At 28.5% G+C, this 15,820-nt stretch carries 13 protein-coding genes; 7 read left to right on the top strand and 6 right to left on the bottom strand.

The genetic code is table 11. The features are described 5' to 3' along the window. The first annotated feature begins 6 nt into the window (after positions 1-6). Positions 7-690 (top strand): LytTR family DNA-binding domain-containing protein, encoded by a 684-nt coding sequence (locus tag DK441_RS24955; RefSeq protein ID WP_109853264.1) that lies wholly within the window; start codon positions 7-9, stop codon positions 688-690. 64 nt (positions 691-754) lie between these two features. Here the strand turns inward: DK441_RS24955 and DK441_RS24950 are convergent, their stop codons facing one another. From DK441_RS24950 to DK441_RS24925, 6 genes are all read right to left on the bottom strand, one after another. Beyond that, positions 755-1,537 carry a LytTR family DNA-binding domain-containing protein gene (locus tag DK441_RS24950; protein WP_109853263.1) on the bottom strand — a complete coding sequence of 261 codons (783 nt, stop codon included), beginning with the start codon at positions 1,535-1,537 and terminating at the stop codon, positions 755-757. After that, a complete protein-coding gene (locus tag DK441_RS24945) occupies positions 1,534-2,583 on the bottom strand; it encodes a sensor histidine kinase (protein WP_109853262.1) in 1,050 nt (349 codons plus the stop codon). The genes DK441_RS24950 and DK441_RS24945 overlap by 4 nt, the downstream gene beginning before the upstream one ends. 42 nt (positions 2,584-2,625) lie before the next feature. Next, a complete protein-coding gene (locus DK441_RS24940) occupies positions 2,626-4,083 on the bottom strand; it encodes an ankyrin repeat domain-containing protein (protein ID WP_109853261.1) in 1,458 nt (485 codons plus the stop codon). Positions 4,084-4,107: 24 nt separating this feature from the next. After that, the gene (locus DK441_RS24935) at positions 4,108-5,142 is read right to left on the bottom strand and encodes a hypothetical protein (RefSeq protein ID WP_160112275.1); all 1,035 of its coding nucleotides are present in this window, start codon (positions 5,140-5,142) and stop codon (positions 4,108-4,110) included. A 10-nt stretch (positions 5,143-5,152) separates the two neighbouring features. Continuing rightward, complete coding sequence (locus DK441_RS24930) at positions 5,153-6,820, bottom strand: serine hydrolase (protein ID WP_109853259.1); 1,668 nt, start codon at positions 6,818-6,820, stop codon at positions 5,153-5,155. 98 nt (positions 6,821-6,918) lie between these two features. Then, on the bottom strand, positions 6,919-8,361 hold the full coding sequence (locus DK441_RS24925) for a S41 family peptidase (RefSeq protein WP_160112274.1): 1,443 nt from the start codon (positions 8,359-8,361) through the stop codon (positions 6,919-6,921). Between the two features lie 359 nt (positions 8,362-8,720). On the opposite strand from DK441_RS24925, the gene DK441_RS24920 reads away from it, so the two are divergent. The 6 genes from DK441_RS24920 to DK441_RS24895 all read left to right on the top strand — a co-directional run bounded on the left by DK441_RS24920 (position 8,721) and on the right by DK441_RS24895 (position 15,753). Further along, positions 8,721-10,373, top strand: a complete 1,653-nt coding sequence (locus DK441_RS24920; protein ID WP_160112273.1) for a PD40 domain-containing protein — start codon at positions 8,721-8,723, stop codon at positions 10,371-10,373. A 15-nt stretch (positions 10,374-10,388) separates the two neighbouring features. Next, entirely contained in the window at positions 10,389-11,366 is a 978-nt protein-coding gene (locus tag DK441_RS24915; protein ID WP_160112272.1) for a PD40 domain-containing protein, read from the top strand. Continuing rightward, on the top strand, positions 11,367-12,521 hold the full coding sequence (locus DK441_RS24910) for an AraC family transcriptional regulator (protein ID WP_109853255.1): 1,155 nt from the start codon (positions 11,367-11,369) through the stop codon (positions 12,519-12,521). Positions 12,522-12,714: 193 nt separating this feature from the next. After that, positions 12,715-13,491, top strand: coding sequence for a zinc ribbon domain-containing protein (locus tag DK441_RS24905; protein WP_109853254.1), 777 nt, complete (start codon positions 12,715-12,717; stop codon positions 13,489-13,491). A 431-nt stretch (positions 13,492-13,922) separates the two neighbouring features. Continuing rightward, positions 13,923-15,017 (top strand): sensor histidine kinase, encoded by a 1,095-nt coding sequence (locus tag DK441_RS24900; protein ID WP_109853253.1) that lies wholly within the window; start codon positions 13,923-13,925, stop codon positions 15,015-15,017. Next, on the top strand, positions 14,998-15,753 hold the full coding sequence (locus tag DK441_RS24895; RefSeq protein WP_109853252.1) for a LytTR family DNA-binding domain-containing protein: 756 nt from the start codon (positions 14,998-15,000) through the stop codon (positions 15,751-15,753). Before DK441_RS24900 ends, DK441_RS24895 begins: the two co-directional genes overlap by 20 nt. Positions 15,754-15,820 lie beyond the last annotated feature (67 nt).

Raw genomic sequence — 15,820 nt, 5'->3', positions numbered from 1 at the left:
TTAAAAATGAAACAATTTAACTGTTTAATTATTGATGATGAACCCATTGCTAGAAGAGGCATCGAAGATTATTGTAATGAGATTTCGTCTTTAAATGTAGTTGCGTTATGTAAGAATGTATTGCAAGCAAATCATTATTTAGAAAAAAATCAAATTGATTTAATTTTTTTAGATATCAATATGCCTATAGTTTCAGGTATTGATTGGTTAAAAGATTTAAAAAATTCTCCTTCAATTATTATGACAACTGCATACGAAGATTATGCACTGGAAAGTTTCGCATATAACGTTTTAGATTATTTAGTAAAGCCCATTTCGTTCGAACGTTTTTTACAGGCACTTAATAAAGTCTATAAATATTACCCCAATAGTACAGAAAATGAAGTTTTGTTTTTAAAAAGTGAAAAACAGCTTAAAAAGATACATATAAATGATATTCTATTCGTAGAAGCAATGCAAAATTACATTAAAGTAATAACGCTAGAAGAGACTATAATTACAAATATGCCTTTAAAGAGTTTTAAAGAACAATTGCCAAAAGATAATTTTATACAAACACATAAATCATACGTAGTGTCTAAATATAAAGTAGATAAAATTATAGAGAATCAAATAATCATTAGAGAATTTGAAATACCTATAAGTGTACGACTAAGAAAAAAAGTTCTAGATAGTTTCGATATTATGTGAAATTAGCGCAGTAAAAAGTTCTATTCACCGTTTTATTTATATAAACATAGTTGTACTCTAATATCTACTGTAAATTTTTCATCCATTTTTTAAAGTTAGTTGCTTTAAGTTTACTAATGACTATTTCAAAAGAGTGTTCTGGATATAAAAAAAGTTTTAGCTTTCTCTTTTCATAGACATTAACAGACTTAATAGCTCGTTTTGAAACAATGCATTGTCTGTTTACTCTAAAAAACAAAAAAGGATTTAATTGCTTTTCTAATGTTTCTAAAGTACTATGAGTTTTGTAGGTTTTATTCTCATTTGTTCTGATATAAATAATTTGATTTTCTAAATAAAAATATGAGATATCATTGGTGCTTAATGGGATTAATTGATTTCTGTAACTTACCAAAAAAGAATTTTTATAAATGTTGTTTTTAGTAGATTCTTTAATCTCCTTTATTATTTCTATTAGCCTTGCATTATCTTTTAAAATGGTCTTATCATGAGTATAAAGGTTTTTGTATTTTAGAATCGCTTTCTTTAAATCTGATTTATTAATGGGTTTTAACAAATAATCAATACTATTATATTTAAAAGCTTTAAGAGCATATTCATCAAAAGCAGTGGTGAATATTATAGGAAAGCTAAGTGTCATTTTTTCAAGTATTTCAAAAGAACTACCATCTGCTATTTTAATATCAAAAAATGCTATATCTGGTGGTTTATTTTGTTGAAACCATTGTATGCTTCCTCTTACTGTTTCTAACACAACCAGAACCTTAATTTTAGGATTAATCTCAAGTAACAAATCACTCAAGTTTTGCGCAACACTGGTTTCATCTTCAATAATTACTACATTCATATTAATATTGGTAGTTTTACTAAAAAATGATTTGATTTTTTTTCAATAAAAATTTCTTTATTGGCTATTAGTTTATAGCGATTGTTCAAATTCATAAGACCAATACCAAAACTTTCAATTTCTTGTTTTTCCTGTAAATTATTTTCAATACATATGAAACTATTATTACTATATGCTTTTATGTATAAAGGATTTTCGGTAGTAATTATATTATGTTGTATAGCATTTTCTATTAATAATTGGATTGACATAGGTGGTATATGACTGTCATATATTTTTTCGGATATGTTTAAAGCAATTTTTAATTTTTGACCGAAACGTTTTTGTAACAAATCTGAGTACGATGTTATGAAGTTGAGCTCTTCTTTTAAGGTTACTAAATCTGTTTTAGTAGATGACAACGAATAGCGATAAGTGTTTGAGATATCATCTATAAATTCAAGACTTGCTTTCTTGGTATCATTTCTAACAATAGTACTCAAAGTACTCAAAGTATTAAAGAAAAAGTGTGGACTAATTTGTTCCTTTAGTGCAGATAGTTCGGCGATAGATTTCTCTTCTTTTATCTTAACTAAATTCATTTCCATTTCCCTTGCCTTTTCCATACGCAATAACATATAAGGAGCTGCTATGGCAATGGTTAATACCAACGAATGATTAATTAGATAGTCTTTAAAGTAATTTAAAGAGAATACTAAATTTGGGTGTGTTTTGGTTATATATTTAAATATAAATAGTTTCATACCAACAAAAGCTATTAATATGAGTAGATTACTTATAATAATTAACCACGTATTATTTTTCTTTACTAGTTTATCTTTCCATGAATAATTAAAAAATGTAAAAATTACAAGCATTAATAATTCAGTAGCCACGCCTAGAAAACCAATTCGAATAGTAAAATAATATTGCTCTTGATCCATTGGTGTAGGATCTTTTAAATTATGAAGCTTATGAAAGTGATTAAACAACCCTACATTAGCTAATAGGGTAATAACAACTGCTGATATTACAATAAGCCATATATGGTTAGTCTTTTTTTTCACGAATTAAGAGTTTGGCATGGTAATTTAGAATTATTTGGTGTATTACTTTAATTTCTGAATTTCTTTTGTCGATACCCAATAAATGCTAGCTCCACGATTAAAAAATAAATACTTCCCATCTGGCGATAGTCGAGGGGCGAATTCAATGCTCTTCGTGTTAATTAATTCACCCATGTTTTTGGCTTTTGTCCAGTTGCCTGCTTTATTTTTAAAACTAATATACAAATCTACAGAGCCAAATCCTCCTGATCTATTAGAAGAAAAAATAATAAAGTCTTTATCTGGAGCTATAGTAGGGTCATAATCTCTACTTTCCGAATTAACTTTAATACCCAAGTCTACAGGTTTTTGATAGACTCCATTTTTATATTCTGAAAAAACAATATTACTCAAACGATTTGGTCCAGTTGAATAAAACAGTGTACCATCATTAGAAAGCGTTGGAAACCAATCATGATGTTCAGCATTATTTACAGATATACCAAGATGTATTGGTTTACTCCATGTTTTTGAACGTCTTTTCACCATCCACATATCACAATTCGTTCGTGTAGAATCACTTGCAATTATAGGTCTGTCTGTGCAATAGTATAAAGTGTTGTTGTCTGGAGACAGAAAGGGGTCTATTTCTCTATAGTCTCCATCAATTTCTACAGGTTTTGGTTGTGTCCAAATTCCATTTTCTTGTTTTGTGACAAATATGGTACCTCCATGATACCTCCATGATTCTACAGTGTAGTATAGTTCTTTTCCATCTGAAGAAAATGTAGGACTATGTACAAAATTTTCTGTAGAAATAAAGCTTTTAGCAAATAATATGGGAATGCTGTCAGGTTTTGTTTGCCCTAAATATTCTCCTTTAAGATTATATTTAGGTACTTTTTTTCGATCAGCACCTTTCGTTATTAAAAACTCTGCTACTTCTGGATTTCCTTCACGTATCGCAAGTGCTAAAGGTGTATTTCCATACTCATTTATAATATCAATATCTGTATCACTATTGATTATCATTTTTAAAACGTTTAAACTATTGTTAAGTACTGCCTTGTGCAGCAAAGTAGCTTCTAAATTGATATCTGCTTTTGCTTTTATAAGGATATTTACTAATTCTTTATTATCAGATTGTACCGCATTGTATAATGGTGTTAGGTTGTCTTTGTTTACAGTGTTTACATTAGCACCTTTGGCAATGAGTGTTTTCGTCATTTTTACATTCCTTCTCAATACAGCATACATCAGTGGTGTATCACCAAACTTATTTTTTTCATTAATACTAATCTCTTGATTGATTAGAAAATCAAATATTTCTTTTTGGTTACAATACGTAGCAAAATGCAATAAATTAGATTGATTTTTACTCTTTGTATTAATGTCAATTGTTTTTAATAGAGAATCAACTTTTTTAATATTCCCATCGCATACATATTCAAAAATGGTTTTTGTTTGAGTGTATGATTGATAGGTGATTAACATAATAAGAATTACGGCTAATTTTTTCATTTTAGTAATAAATGATGATTGATTTTATTTTAATAAGTACTTAAGTTTAGTGTTCTTTAGTATCTCTTTATTTTCATTAGATTTCTTCATATTTCCTATTTTTTCATAACATCTTATGTTATAAAAAATAAGGTTAGGCTCATTAGGATTGACATTTTCGCAGATTGCTATGTATTTTAAAGCTTCTTCATAATTTTTTTGCTTTATGTTTAATACAGCTTTATGGAAATTTTTATAGTACGTATCAGAGTATTTCTTAAAAGTGTGAGGTGCAAAATTTAATAGTTTTTTTTGAGTTTTCTTTTTATTTACTCTATCTTCAATAAAATATAAAATGGGTACTTTTTTATTATTTAGTTTAGGAAGCTTCCACATTCCTTCAGAGTTTTTAATGGCTCTTCTTATCTTTTTATCTTGTTCTTTATTAACTCGATGAAATATTTCAATATCACTAATTTTCCCGTTAGGCTTTAATACAAAAGTGACGAGGTAAAAATTCTCTCCATTCTCATAACAACTCTTAATATGTGTATCCATATAAATATGAAAATCTGGATATTTTTTATTAGTAAATTTTGGATACAACTTTTTAGAAGCACGATACACAAAATTACCGTTTATAAATAGGCTGTCATTTGCTTTTAAAGGAAGTTTATCTAAATACAATTGCTCCTTAATGAACCAATATCTAACAGATTTTATATTTATTTGGTTATTTTCAAGTTCAACCAAAACAAGCTCTTTTGCAGTTAATTTTTCGATTAAAAATTGCCTCCCAAACTGAAGCGTAATTATATTGTCTGTACGTGAAAACTTTTGAAAATGTAAATTAGCCGCATAATTATTAGTAATATCTACTAAATTAGGTCTGGCAAATGTGACTCTTAAATAGCCTGAATTTGTATGTGATATAGGTTTGTTATTTATTTTGGAGTAAAGCACACTTGCTTTTGTCTCCAATATCCATTCGCCATTTAGGCTTGTAGTATTTTGAGAATAGGAATAGGTTACAAAAAATAATAAATACAAACCTAATCTATATTGGCAAACTTTCATCATGCGAGAATAATTATTCAACTTTATTAAAGATTAGGTTTTTTACTCTTCCTCTAGCAAGGTTAAATCCTCTAATAGTATTGGTGTCAGAGTTTAAAATGAATTGAATATTTCCAAATCTATTATTAGTAAAGAAATTTTCCATGATAGATTTCATAAGAAATTTTTTATCGTTTATGTATAACTGCAAGGTTCCTTTTTCAACTTTCAATTTATAGTACATGTCCAACTCTTTACTATAATAATCACCTACAAATTTTTGTAACTCTTTATCTTTATAGTCTTTTGGTGTATATTTTTTAGATATAAATGGATTGCCTTCATTGACACTAAACACCATGTTAAAATTATCTTTACTATCTCTTTCAAATTTTATCAGAATATTGGCGTTGATATTCAACATTTTAAATGTGTTTTTGTTAACAGGCAGTAAACTACTTTCATTGGTTTTTGACCTAGAATAGCGTAATGTGTCATTTTTCACGTAGATTTTTCTCGAATAAGAGCCAGCATTATTCCAATAATGTCCAGAAAATTGTTCTAATTTGCTAATGGGTATCGTAATAAATTCTTCTTTTTTTTGAGTTATATTGATATCTTTTTCACTTTCTACAAAATCATCTTTAAAAAGAATGTCAGCAATTTGATAGCATATACCTGTTGGGTAGATATCACCACGATTGGCTAATAGAATAATAGAGGTTTTTTGTTCAGGGAATTTGATATATTCAGCCCTATATCCTACAAATGCGCCGCCATGAGAGATGGTTTTTAAGCCTTTATACTGTCCAATAAATAAACCAGATGCATATTCAATTTGGTTTTCATTATTTAGAATTCCTTGATTGGTCATAAGATTCCAAAATGTGTCACTAAAAAACGTTCTTTTATAAAACTCATCATCCCATTTTTTCATGTCGTTAATTGTTGTAAAAACGCCACCATCACCAATCATGTCTAAAGTGGTTGTACTAATAGAATAATCATTGTCATCTTTTGGGATATAACCTACAGCTCTGTTTTTTACAATATGGTTATGGTCATTATGAAAGTGCGTGTTTACCATACCTAATGGTTCAAAAATTTCTTTTTCAGCAAAATCTGCCATATTGATTCCAGTGACTTTATTTACAATCTGTCCGAGTAACCAATAGCCAGAATTGCTGTATAAATATTCACTACCAAGTTTGAAGTTAAGCTCATTCTGGTTTACAAGCCATTGCATAATATCATTATCATCATAATAATCATTACTTTCATAATTTTTTAAAAAGGCTAATGTTAAATAGTCACGAATACCGCTAGTGTGGTTCAATAAATGGCGAATAGCTATGTTTTTAGAATACTCTGGAAAATTCGGGAAATACTCGTTTAATGTATTGTTAAGATTTAGTTTACCTTGTTCAATTAATAGAATAATACAAGCAGCAGTAAATTGCTTCGAGGTCGAAGCAATTCTAAAAACAGAAGAAGGGGAGTTTGGAATGTTATACTCTAAATTTGCCAAACCAAAACCTTTAGCATAAACGTATTTAGAATCTTCAATAATTCCAACAGAAAAACCAGGCGAATTCGGTTGATTCCATTTAACAAAAAGACTGTCGATAGCTTTTATTCTATGGCTTTGACTTGAAACAATAGAGGAGAATAATAAAAATAAAATTAAGGTATTCTTTGCCATATACGTAGTTTTATAACGAAGTGATTTAAATTTTGATAATTTTTCTTTTTTAAGGACTATAATAAAGAAATAGTTATGTCTTTTCTAGCTTTCTGCATTTATAATTTGTGTTTAATAAACTGTATTACATAATCTAATTGTATATCCATTTTGTTTACCCAGCTTTCCAGGGTATTATGTATAGGGTAATCTGGTATAGTACCTCTACCAAAATTCTTCGTAGCATCAACTGCATTTGTATATTTCTGTAGAGGAATTGTCATTGTAAGATTTGGAGAAACAGGCATAACAGGCATCATACCACTGGTATTTCCTTGATAACCTCCTCCTGTTTCTTCTCCAAAAACTATAACCTTTTTGTTATGTGATAAAATTGCTGAAACATCAGCGCAAGAAGACATACAACCACCATCTATTATTAGATAGGTATTTCCATTAAAATTTTGTTTTGAAGGCTTTTGAATTTTGTAATAGTTAAAAGCGGTACTAAGCCACCAATGCATTCCTTTCCATTGATAGGTGTTATCTACTTTTTTTGGTCTTCTAAAAAAAATCCCATACCAAAACTTATATTCGTTATAAAATCCTTCAGATATCTCTACAGGATTATTCCAATATTGAAATGGATCATTAAAAAAATAAGATGCTAATTTTACTGCGTTTTTATCACTTCCTCCAGTATTGCCTCTTACATCAATTATTAGATTTTGTATGTTCTGTTTTTTAAGTTTAACAAATACATCTTTAATAATTTCCTTAAATTTTTGATTATTTTTTTTAAAAGAACTACTTGAAAATGTTTGAATTTTTAAGTATCCAATATCTTCCTTGATTTCAAATGCTAATGGACTTTTTTGATCAATATTAAAATCATGTAATTTTAATTCTTTCCGAGTGACACCCTTTAGATGGTAAGATTTTTTTTGACCATTGTCGTTTATTTTAATCTCAAAATCATTAGTACTACCAAGAATACTTTCGTACCAGAACGGAAAATGATAGTTTAATACAAGTGTCTTTAAAGTTTTATTATAACCATCTGATGGTATTGCTTTATACAATTGCTCAATAACCTCTTTAATAGGCTTTTTATTAATTGATATTATTTCACTTTTAATTGGGATTGTAGTATCAGTACTATAATTTTTAGTAATAAATATTTTATCATTACTATCTATAAAGATTTCTATAGGGATAAAATTATATCGAGTCTCATAATACTCTTGGTAGGGTTTAGATAAATTTAAAGAGGTATGTAAACAACCTATTTTAGCGAATAAAGGTTTTAATTTTCTGTAATATTCTATTGTAGATAGAGAGTCACTTATTGTTACTGTTATTGAATCAATTAATTTATCAAAAGTCTTTTTAGATGTATATCGATACATTCCTGGATGACTTTTATAAACTTCTTTCATTGTTTTTCGAGTCCATGTTTTTAAACTGTCTGCAGAATATTTCTTTTCGAATTCACCTTGAGCGTATGCATTAGAACACATAGTGAGAATTAGTATCGTTAAGAGGCACTTAATTTTTTTCAAATTATTTTATTTTTAGTAAACATATTAACTTATTCAAAGCGCATTATGATAAATAATCTGAAAAGGACAAAATTATAGTTGAAATGGCCTTAGAAAACTTTGATTAAAACACGAGATATACTGTTACATCTGATATTATATCAAATACGTGGTATTGGCCAATTTGTTACAATGAACATGTGCGAAATGAAACTCTATACTTAATTTTCTTTTCTTAAATAGTATGTCAAAGGAGATAACTCCTTAAATTTTGTTAAAAAAATGTCCTAATTCTCGACATAAGACATCAATACACTACAAAAAACGACATTCTGAAGTCGTAAGCTTTTTCTTTGTTAAAAACTTAAAAAATGAAATTCATGAACGTTAAAAGAATAACATCATTAATTGTCTTTGCCATTTTATGTATGAATGCTTGGTCACAATTTAGAACAACCAATAGAGAATACCATCCAAAATGGTCTCCAGATGGGACTTCTCTAATTTATTATGCTTATGGGATCAATAGACAAGGTATATACATTCGCAATATCAAAACAAATCAAGAAAGAAAAGTTGGAAATATTTTTGGTTCTCATCCTAGGTTTTCACCAGATGGGAAATCTATAGTGTATTGTACAAGAGATAAAGGAATATTGGTAATCAGTGATTTAAAAGGTAATATCATAAAAGAGATAAAGACAGGTTTAGAAGGGTTGTTATTTCATCCTGTTTGGTCTCCAAACGGAAAGCAAATCGTTTTTGATATGTCATTAAAAAGAAAATCGAGTTTATACATTATTAATATTGATGGAACTGAACTCAAAACTTTAGTAAAAGAAGGGAATAGAGCATCGCAAGCCAATTTTTTTGACAATGGTAAACAAATCATTTTCGGAGCAAATTTTAATGGAGAAAACAATAAGGATATATACACTATGACATTGGATGATTTGAAAATAAAGCAAATTACTAATACGTCGAATATCAATGAATGGGCACCGGATGTATCTAATACTAAAGAAATTGTTTTTGTAGCTAATGATTTAGGGAGTAACAGTATTTATAAAACAAATTTAGAGGGAAACTTTAGAAAGCATTTAACTTCAAAATTGACGAATAGTTATATACCCGATTGGTCTCCAAATGGTAAAAAAATAGCCTTTTCTTCCGAAACATTTGGTATGGGCGAAGTGATTGTAATAGATAAGAATGGAAGGAATTATAAAAATATCACCAGAAATTCTATAATAAATGAATCTCCAAGTGTTGTAGGAAATCATGTTCTTTTTGTTTCTAAAAGGGAAGGAAAACCTCAAGTATATACTTATCATTTAAGGGAAAAGAAATCTAAACTGGTATTTTCATCAAACAAGAATCTAAATATTCCGGTAGCTAATTCATTAAAGCAAATTTTTTACGAAGTAAAGACTCCAGATGGATCTGATATTTATAGATGGAATGCAAAAACAAAAAAAGAAAAAGCGATTGTAAATAGTAAAAATAATGAGAGTAACCCGACTTTATCTACTAACGGAAAATTACTTTGTTATGAAGTAGAATTGAATAGTAAAAGAGACCTAATGGTATTAGATTTATCTACTAATAAAACCATTAATGTTACAAACACAAAAGAAGTAAGTGAAGAGAATCCCTCTTGGATAGATAATCAGACTTTGGTTTATAATTCTGATAAAACTGGGGATTATGAACTTTATCAACACAATATCATAACTGGCAAAAACTCACAAATTACTAATACAAAAAGTCATGAGTTCATGGGGGAAGTTTCTCCTAATAAATCAAAAATCACTTTTGTTTCAAATACAGACGAAAATTATGAAATCTATGTGATGCATCTCAAAACCAAAAAGATTCAAAGATTAACAAATAACAAAAACCACGATTTCTTACCAAGGTGGATAGATAATAAAACTATTGTGTATCAGTCTAATAAGAACGGAAATACAGAGATTTATAAGATAAATGTTGATACTCAAAAAACAACACAGTTAACTTCTCTTGATAATTAACACATGAAGCGGAATATGAAAAATTTTATACTATTTATTGGAGTTTTAACAAGTCTTGGGCTATTAAGTAATTTAGATTTATTTAATGATAAAATATTGTATTCTTCTGATAGTGAAGATTATTTAGAAACTTCAGAACGTATACTATTTGTGAGTAGAATAGCTGGACAAGAAGAGTTGTGCTCTGTAAAACCAGACGGTTCTTCATTTAAACAACTCACAAAAAAAGAGTCAAGAAGCGAATATCAACCACATTTCTCAAAAGATAATAGATACATTACCTTTAATACATATAGATATGGTGGTTGGAAGTTGGCTAAAGCGACGTCTGATTTAAGGTCGATAAATAAGTTGATTAAAAATTCTGTTGGATATGAATACGATGCTTCTTGGTCTAATAACGGTAATTATATTGCTTATATCGGCTTTGATGCAGGGCGATCGGGTAAAAGACAAGTATTTATAACAGATACAAATGGTATAAACCCAAAAAATATTACTAAAAACTATAAACAATTTAGCCATTATGCACCTGTTTTTTCTAAAGACGATAAAATGATTTATTGCTATGCTGTTTCAGAAAATGGGAGTTACGACCTTTTCTCTATGAATATAGACGGATCTAATAGAAAAAATATAAGTAATACTGCCACTAGTTTTGAATTTGCACCTTCAATTTCACCTGATAATAGTAAATTGGCATATCTAAATTTTAATCAAGTACACAATAATATAGATGTACTAGTTTTAGATTTAAAAACAAATAAAATTGTTAATCTAACAGTCAAAGCTAATTTAAAAAGCCCTTTATGTAATTGGGAATCACCGTTCTTTGCTTATGCGGTAGATTGGAGTCCAGATGGAAAGACTTTAGTTTTTAACTCTGATGCGGACGGAGATTTAGACATTTATACGATTAAAAGTGATGGAACAATGTTAAAAAAAATAACTAATAATGATTGGGATGATGCACAGCCAAATTGGTCTAATTAAATGGAAGAAAATAAGCTAATTATTAATATTTACACAATTATAGGCATTGCTGCTATAACCCAGGGAATCTTTCTTGGGTTATATATGTTTGTAAAAAAAAGAGCTCATAAAACCAGAGCCTACTTATTGGGGTTCTTACTACTCATATTTGCTTTTGTCCTCATTCATGACGTGCTCTCATATAGCCGTTATATGATAAGTGTTCCTTATTTTTTGGGTTTAGGACCGGTTTTTACATTTGCAATTGGTCCATTAATCTTTTTATATGTCCGTTTTATTTGTATTAAAGGAATTCGGTTAAAATGGGTAGATTTTTTACATTTTATTCCAACTTTATTTGTATTTGTAAACCGTATTGAACTTCTTTTACTTCAAAAAGAAGAAAAGATAAGAAAGCTCCAAAATGCCTATGTTTATTTAGATAGTAATCAAAAAAGTAATCAAACCATAGTTGAAGCTTTTCAACATTTTGCCATTTGGCATATACAACCATTCATTTATTTATTACTTTCTCTTGTATTGATTTATAAATACAATAATTATATAAAACAGTATTTTTCTGATATTTCTAAATTACAATTATCATGGATGAAAAATCTTTTGTTTGGCTATTTATTAATTTGGGGAATTGAATCTAGCATCGAATTATTTCCCGTTGTTTTCAATTTAGAAAGTGTATATAGTAAACCTGTATCTATAGTATTGATGTCGTTACATGTGTTTCTATTTGTTATTATTGCATTAAACCACACAGATGAAAGTATCGGAGTAACAATTGATCAATTTGATAAAAAAGAAAAGAAGACTATAGAATTGCCCGACGAAGAAATTAAATCATTAAGGTTTAAAATAAAAAATGCTTTTAAAAGTGACAAGTTATATCATAATCCAAAACTTACGTTGAAGAAGTTAAGTGATACTGTAGCTGTTAATAGTAAACAAGTTTCTTATGTAATCAATCATATAGAGCATAAAAATTTCTTTGATTTTGTAAATGATTATCGTGTAGAAGAAGCCAAGTTATTATTAGAAGATGATGATTATTATAAATATACAATAGCAGCGATAGGTGAAATGGTAGGTTTCAATTCCCGAGATGCATTTTACAGAGCTTTTAAAAAAAAGTATGGAAGAACACCAGCTAGTTTTAGATAAAAACCTGAAGTAATTATATTAAAAAACAAAGGCTAGAAGTGTTAAAACAATCTGCATAGTGTCTATAAATTTAATTGAAATTTTAGAAAATCATTACGATTAATGTTAAGCACCATACAATCGCAATCAGGAACATATATAAAGAGAATTCTATCAAAAAGTATAGAAATAGCTTTTACATATACTTAAAAAAATGAACTGTAAGAATTGTAATCAAAAACTTGATTTAAACATGAAGTTTTGCCCAAATTGCGGGCAAGAAAAGATAGATCAATTTGATGCTAGTTATTTATTGAAAATGATAAAAGAAGGACTTTCTTTTGATAAAGGATTTGTATATAATTTAAAAAGTTTATTCTATTCAGGAGGAAACACAACTAATCGATTTGTTTCTGGGAAAACACGACCGTTTCAAAATCCCATTCTTTTTTATATTACAACACTCGGACTTTTATTTTTGATGTTAAACTTGACTCAGGATTTATTAAATGGAGATTTTTTTCAAATACTAGAAGACGGTAAAAAAGAATATATAAAAATTAATACTCGTGGTCCGGACACGAAACAAGTGAGGTGGCTTTACTTTATAATTACAATTCTAATTATCCCACTATATTCTATTATTTTTCATCTATTAAGAGATTATAAGAAGCAATCATTTATCCGATCGATTATAGCTGCGCTCTTCTTGTTGAGTGCTATAAATATTATTCAATCATTTGTTCTATTAATTAATAGAATAACATTTTATTTTTTAGTAAACTCAATTGGTTATTATGATTCAAGTTCAATAGGAATGTTGATTACTTTTATCTTTCTAATACTGTATGTAACCTATTTTTTATATACCTATTTCACAAACAAGAGAATAAAAAAAACTGTGATAGTAATGGTAAGTACTCTTTTACTAATTATTGTGATTATTTATATTGGCGAAAGTACAAAGAATGTTATGGAAGTTAGGGTTTAATATATACTATAATGTTCTGCGTTATGTAACTTTGCTTGGGAAATAGCTTTTACCAGTACTAATCTTCTTTGATTTTTTCCTTTCCAAAAGTTTCTTTGGCAACTGTAATGGAATACTCTTTACCAGTAACGATAGTAGGAGAGTAGGGGAATGTGTATAGAATGGTATTATATCTAAAAAGTATAACAATTCAGATACATATTACGACATTTCAAGATATTATGGTTTCATTTTTTTGTCAATCCTAAGATATTTGAACTACAAATAAAAGCCCTTTTTTTGGTTTGTACAGGATACAAATAATTCCGTTATTCGTATTATGCCTCTAATAATGGAAAACTAGAAGCAGGAATCAGGTTATTACTGTAATTGCTTTTGGATTTGTATTCTATCAAGTTAAACAAGGTATACCGCTAATACGCTTATAATTCATGGTACTATTTAATAAAAAAAAACGCATACAATATCTGGGATTTAATGATATATGGTTTTCTGTAATTGGTATTCTTATTATAAGTCTTATAACAAACTATTTATTCAATAACCCATCAGAAAGAGAATCAATAACATTAGTACTCATAGGTTGGTTTGCTTCATTAATTCCCACAACCTGTGATTGGTGTATCATAAGGTTTATTTTGATTCATTTACGGAAAAAATATCCTGATTTTAAAGATGATTTAAAACGTATTATCTTCTTTCTTTTTGCAATTATTTGTGTGATGTTGTTTGTTGATTTTACAATGGGTTTTTTGCTTGCAAAATTGTTTACCTTTTTGGGATTCAATTCCACACATATGGTAATATTGAAGGTTCTTTTACCTGTTTTTTTAATCATTATTATGACAATGGCGATATATGAAGCAATTTATTATTATGTAAGGCTTAAAAAATCAATTAGAGATGAAGAGCAGACCAAACAAATAATGATACAAGCGCAGTTAGATACCTTAAGAAATCAAGCACAACCTCATTTTTTATTTAATAGTTTAAACACCTTACGCGATATTATTGATCAAGAGGCTAAAGAAGATGCAAAGGGATTTGTTGATAATCTGTCTGATGTATACCGATTTATACTAGAATCAGGAAATACCAATTTAATTTCATTACAAAAAGAATTAAAATTTGCAAAAGCTTATATTCATATTCAATCAGAAAGATTTGGAGATAATCTAAAGGTGAATTGGCGTATTCCGGAAAGCAAACAAATGGCTATGATTGTCCCCATGAGTTTGCAGCTTTTACTAGAAAATGCTATAAAACACAATATCGTTTCTAGGGCGAAACCTTTGATTATTACTATAGAAACCAAAGATGATTATTTAGTAGTAAGTAATAAAATACAAGCGAAGTCAACCCAAACACCATCCACAAAAATAGGATTAAAGAATATTGAAAAACGGTATCAACTTATATCAAGTAAAGCACCTATTATCAATAATAACGGGGAGCATTTTACAGTTTCTCTTCCATTATTAAAAGCATCAAATCAAAATACAACTCATGAAAATACTAATTGTTGAAGATGAACCCCGGGCTGCAAGTCAGTTACAAAACTTGTTAAAGAAAAGCACTCTTGATTTTCAATTATTAGATATTATTGATACCGTTGAAGATGCTGTAGTATGGTTTCAAAAGAACACTACTCCTGAATTAGTATTTATGGATATTCAACTAGCTGATGGATTGAGTTTTGAGATATTTCAAAAAGTAGAAGTTACTACACCTATTATTTTCACTACAGCGTTTGACCAATACGCTATTCAAGCATTTAAAGTAAATAGTATTGACTATTTACTAAAGCCCATTCAACAAAAAGACTTAGACGCTGCATTACACAAATTCTCAAAATCTAAAAGTCTATCTAATCCTATAGAACCCAATATCTTAAAAGAACTCCTGAGTAGTATTCAGACCCCACAAAAACGCTCAGGAATATTGGTGAAAGAGGGGAGTGGCTTTGTACAAATAAGGGTATCAGAGCTTTTGTATATATATTCGCAGGATAGTATTACTTTTGGTATTACCCATAACAAACGTTACATCATAGATGAAACGATGGATCAATTATTTGATTCCTTAGATGACACTAAATTTTACAGAATTAATAGAGGTCAGATTATCTCTAAAATTTCAATTCAGAAAATAGAACCATACTTTAATCATAGAGTAAAGTTATCTGTTTCAAATCCAAGAGATCAAGAGTTTATTGTAAGTAGACAAAAGACTAGTGATTTTAAAGACTGGATGAACAAATAATGCTACTGTGACGTTTCAAATATCAAATACGATACTTCAACAAAAAGCACTATTTCTAACGACATAA

This window comes from Aquimarina sp. AU58 (assembly GCF_900312745.1).
Lineage (GTDB): Bacteria > Bacteroidota > Bacteroidia > Flavobacteriales > Flavobacteriaceae > Aquimarina > Aquimarina spinulae.
This window is presented reverse-complemented; position numbering and strand designations above follow the sequence as displayed.

Coding starts and splice junctions, on each gene's coding strand:
- DK441_RS24955 (WP_109853264.1), top strand. CDS start 7: ATGAAACAATTTAACTGTTTAATTATTGATGATGAACCCATTGCTAGA.
- DK441_RS24950 (WP_109853263.1), bottom strand. CDS start 1,537: ATGAATGTAGTAATTATTGAAGATGAAACCAGTGTTGCGCAAAACTTG.
- DK441_RS24940 (WP_109853261.1), bottom strand. CDS start 4,083: ATGAAAAAATTAGCCGTAATTCTTATTATGTTAATCACCTATCAATCA.
- DK441_RS24935 (WP_160112275.1), bottom strand. CDS start 5,142: ATGATGAAAGTTTGCCAATATAGATTAGGTTTGTATTTATTATTTTTT.
- DK441_RS24930 (WP_109853259.1), bottom strand. CDS start 6,820: ATGGCAAAGAATACCTTAATTTTATTTTTATTATTCTCCTCTATTGTT.
- DK441_RS24920 (WP_160112273.1), top strand. CDS start 8,721: ATGAACGTTAAAAGAATAACATCATTAATTGTCTTTGCCATTTTATGT.
- DK441_RS24915 (WP_160112272.1), top strand. CDS start 10,389: ATGAAAAATTTTATACTATTTATTGGAGTTTTAACAAGTCTTGGGCTA.
- DK441_RS24910 (WP_109853255.1), top strand. CDS start 11,367: ATGGAAGAAAATAAGCTAATTATTAATATTTACACAATTATAGGCATT.
- DK441_RS24905 (WP_109853254.1), top strand. CDS start 12,715: ATGAACTGTAAGAATTGTAATCAAAAACTTGATTTAAACATGAAGTTT.
- DK441_RS24900 (WP_109853253.1), top strand. CDS start 13,923: ATGGTACTATTTAATAAAAAAAAACGCATACAATATCTGGGATTTAAT.
- DK441_RS24895 (WP_109853252.1), top strand. CDS start 14,998: ATGAAAATACTAATTGTTGAAGATGAACCCCGGGCTGCAAGTCAGTTA.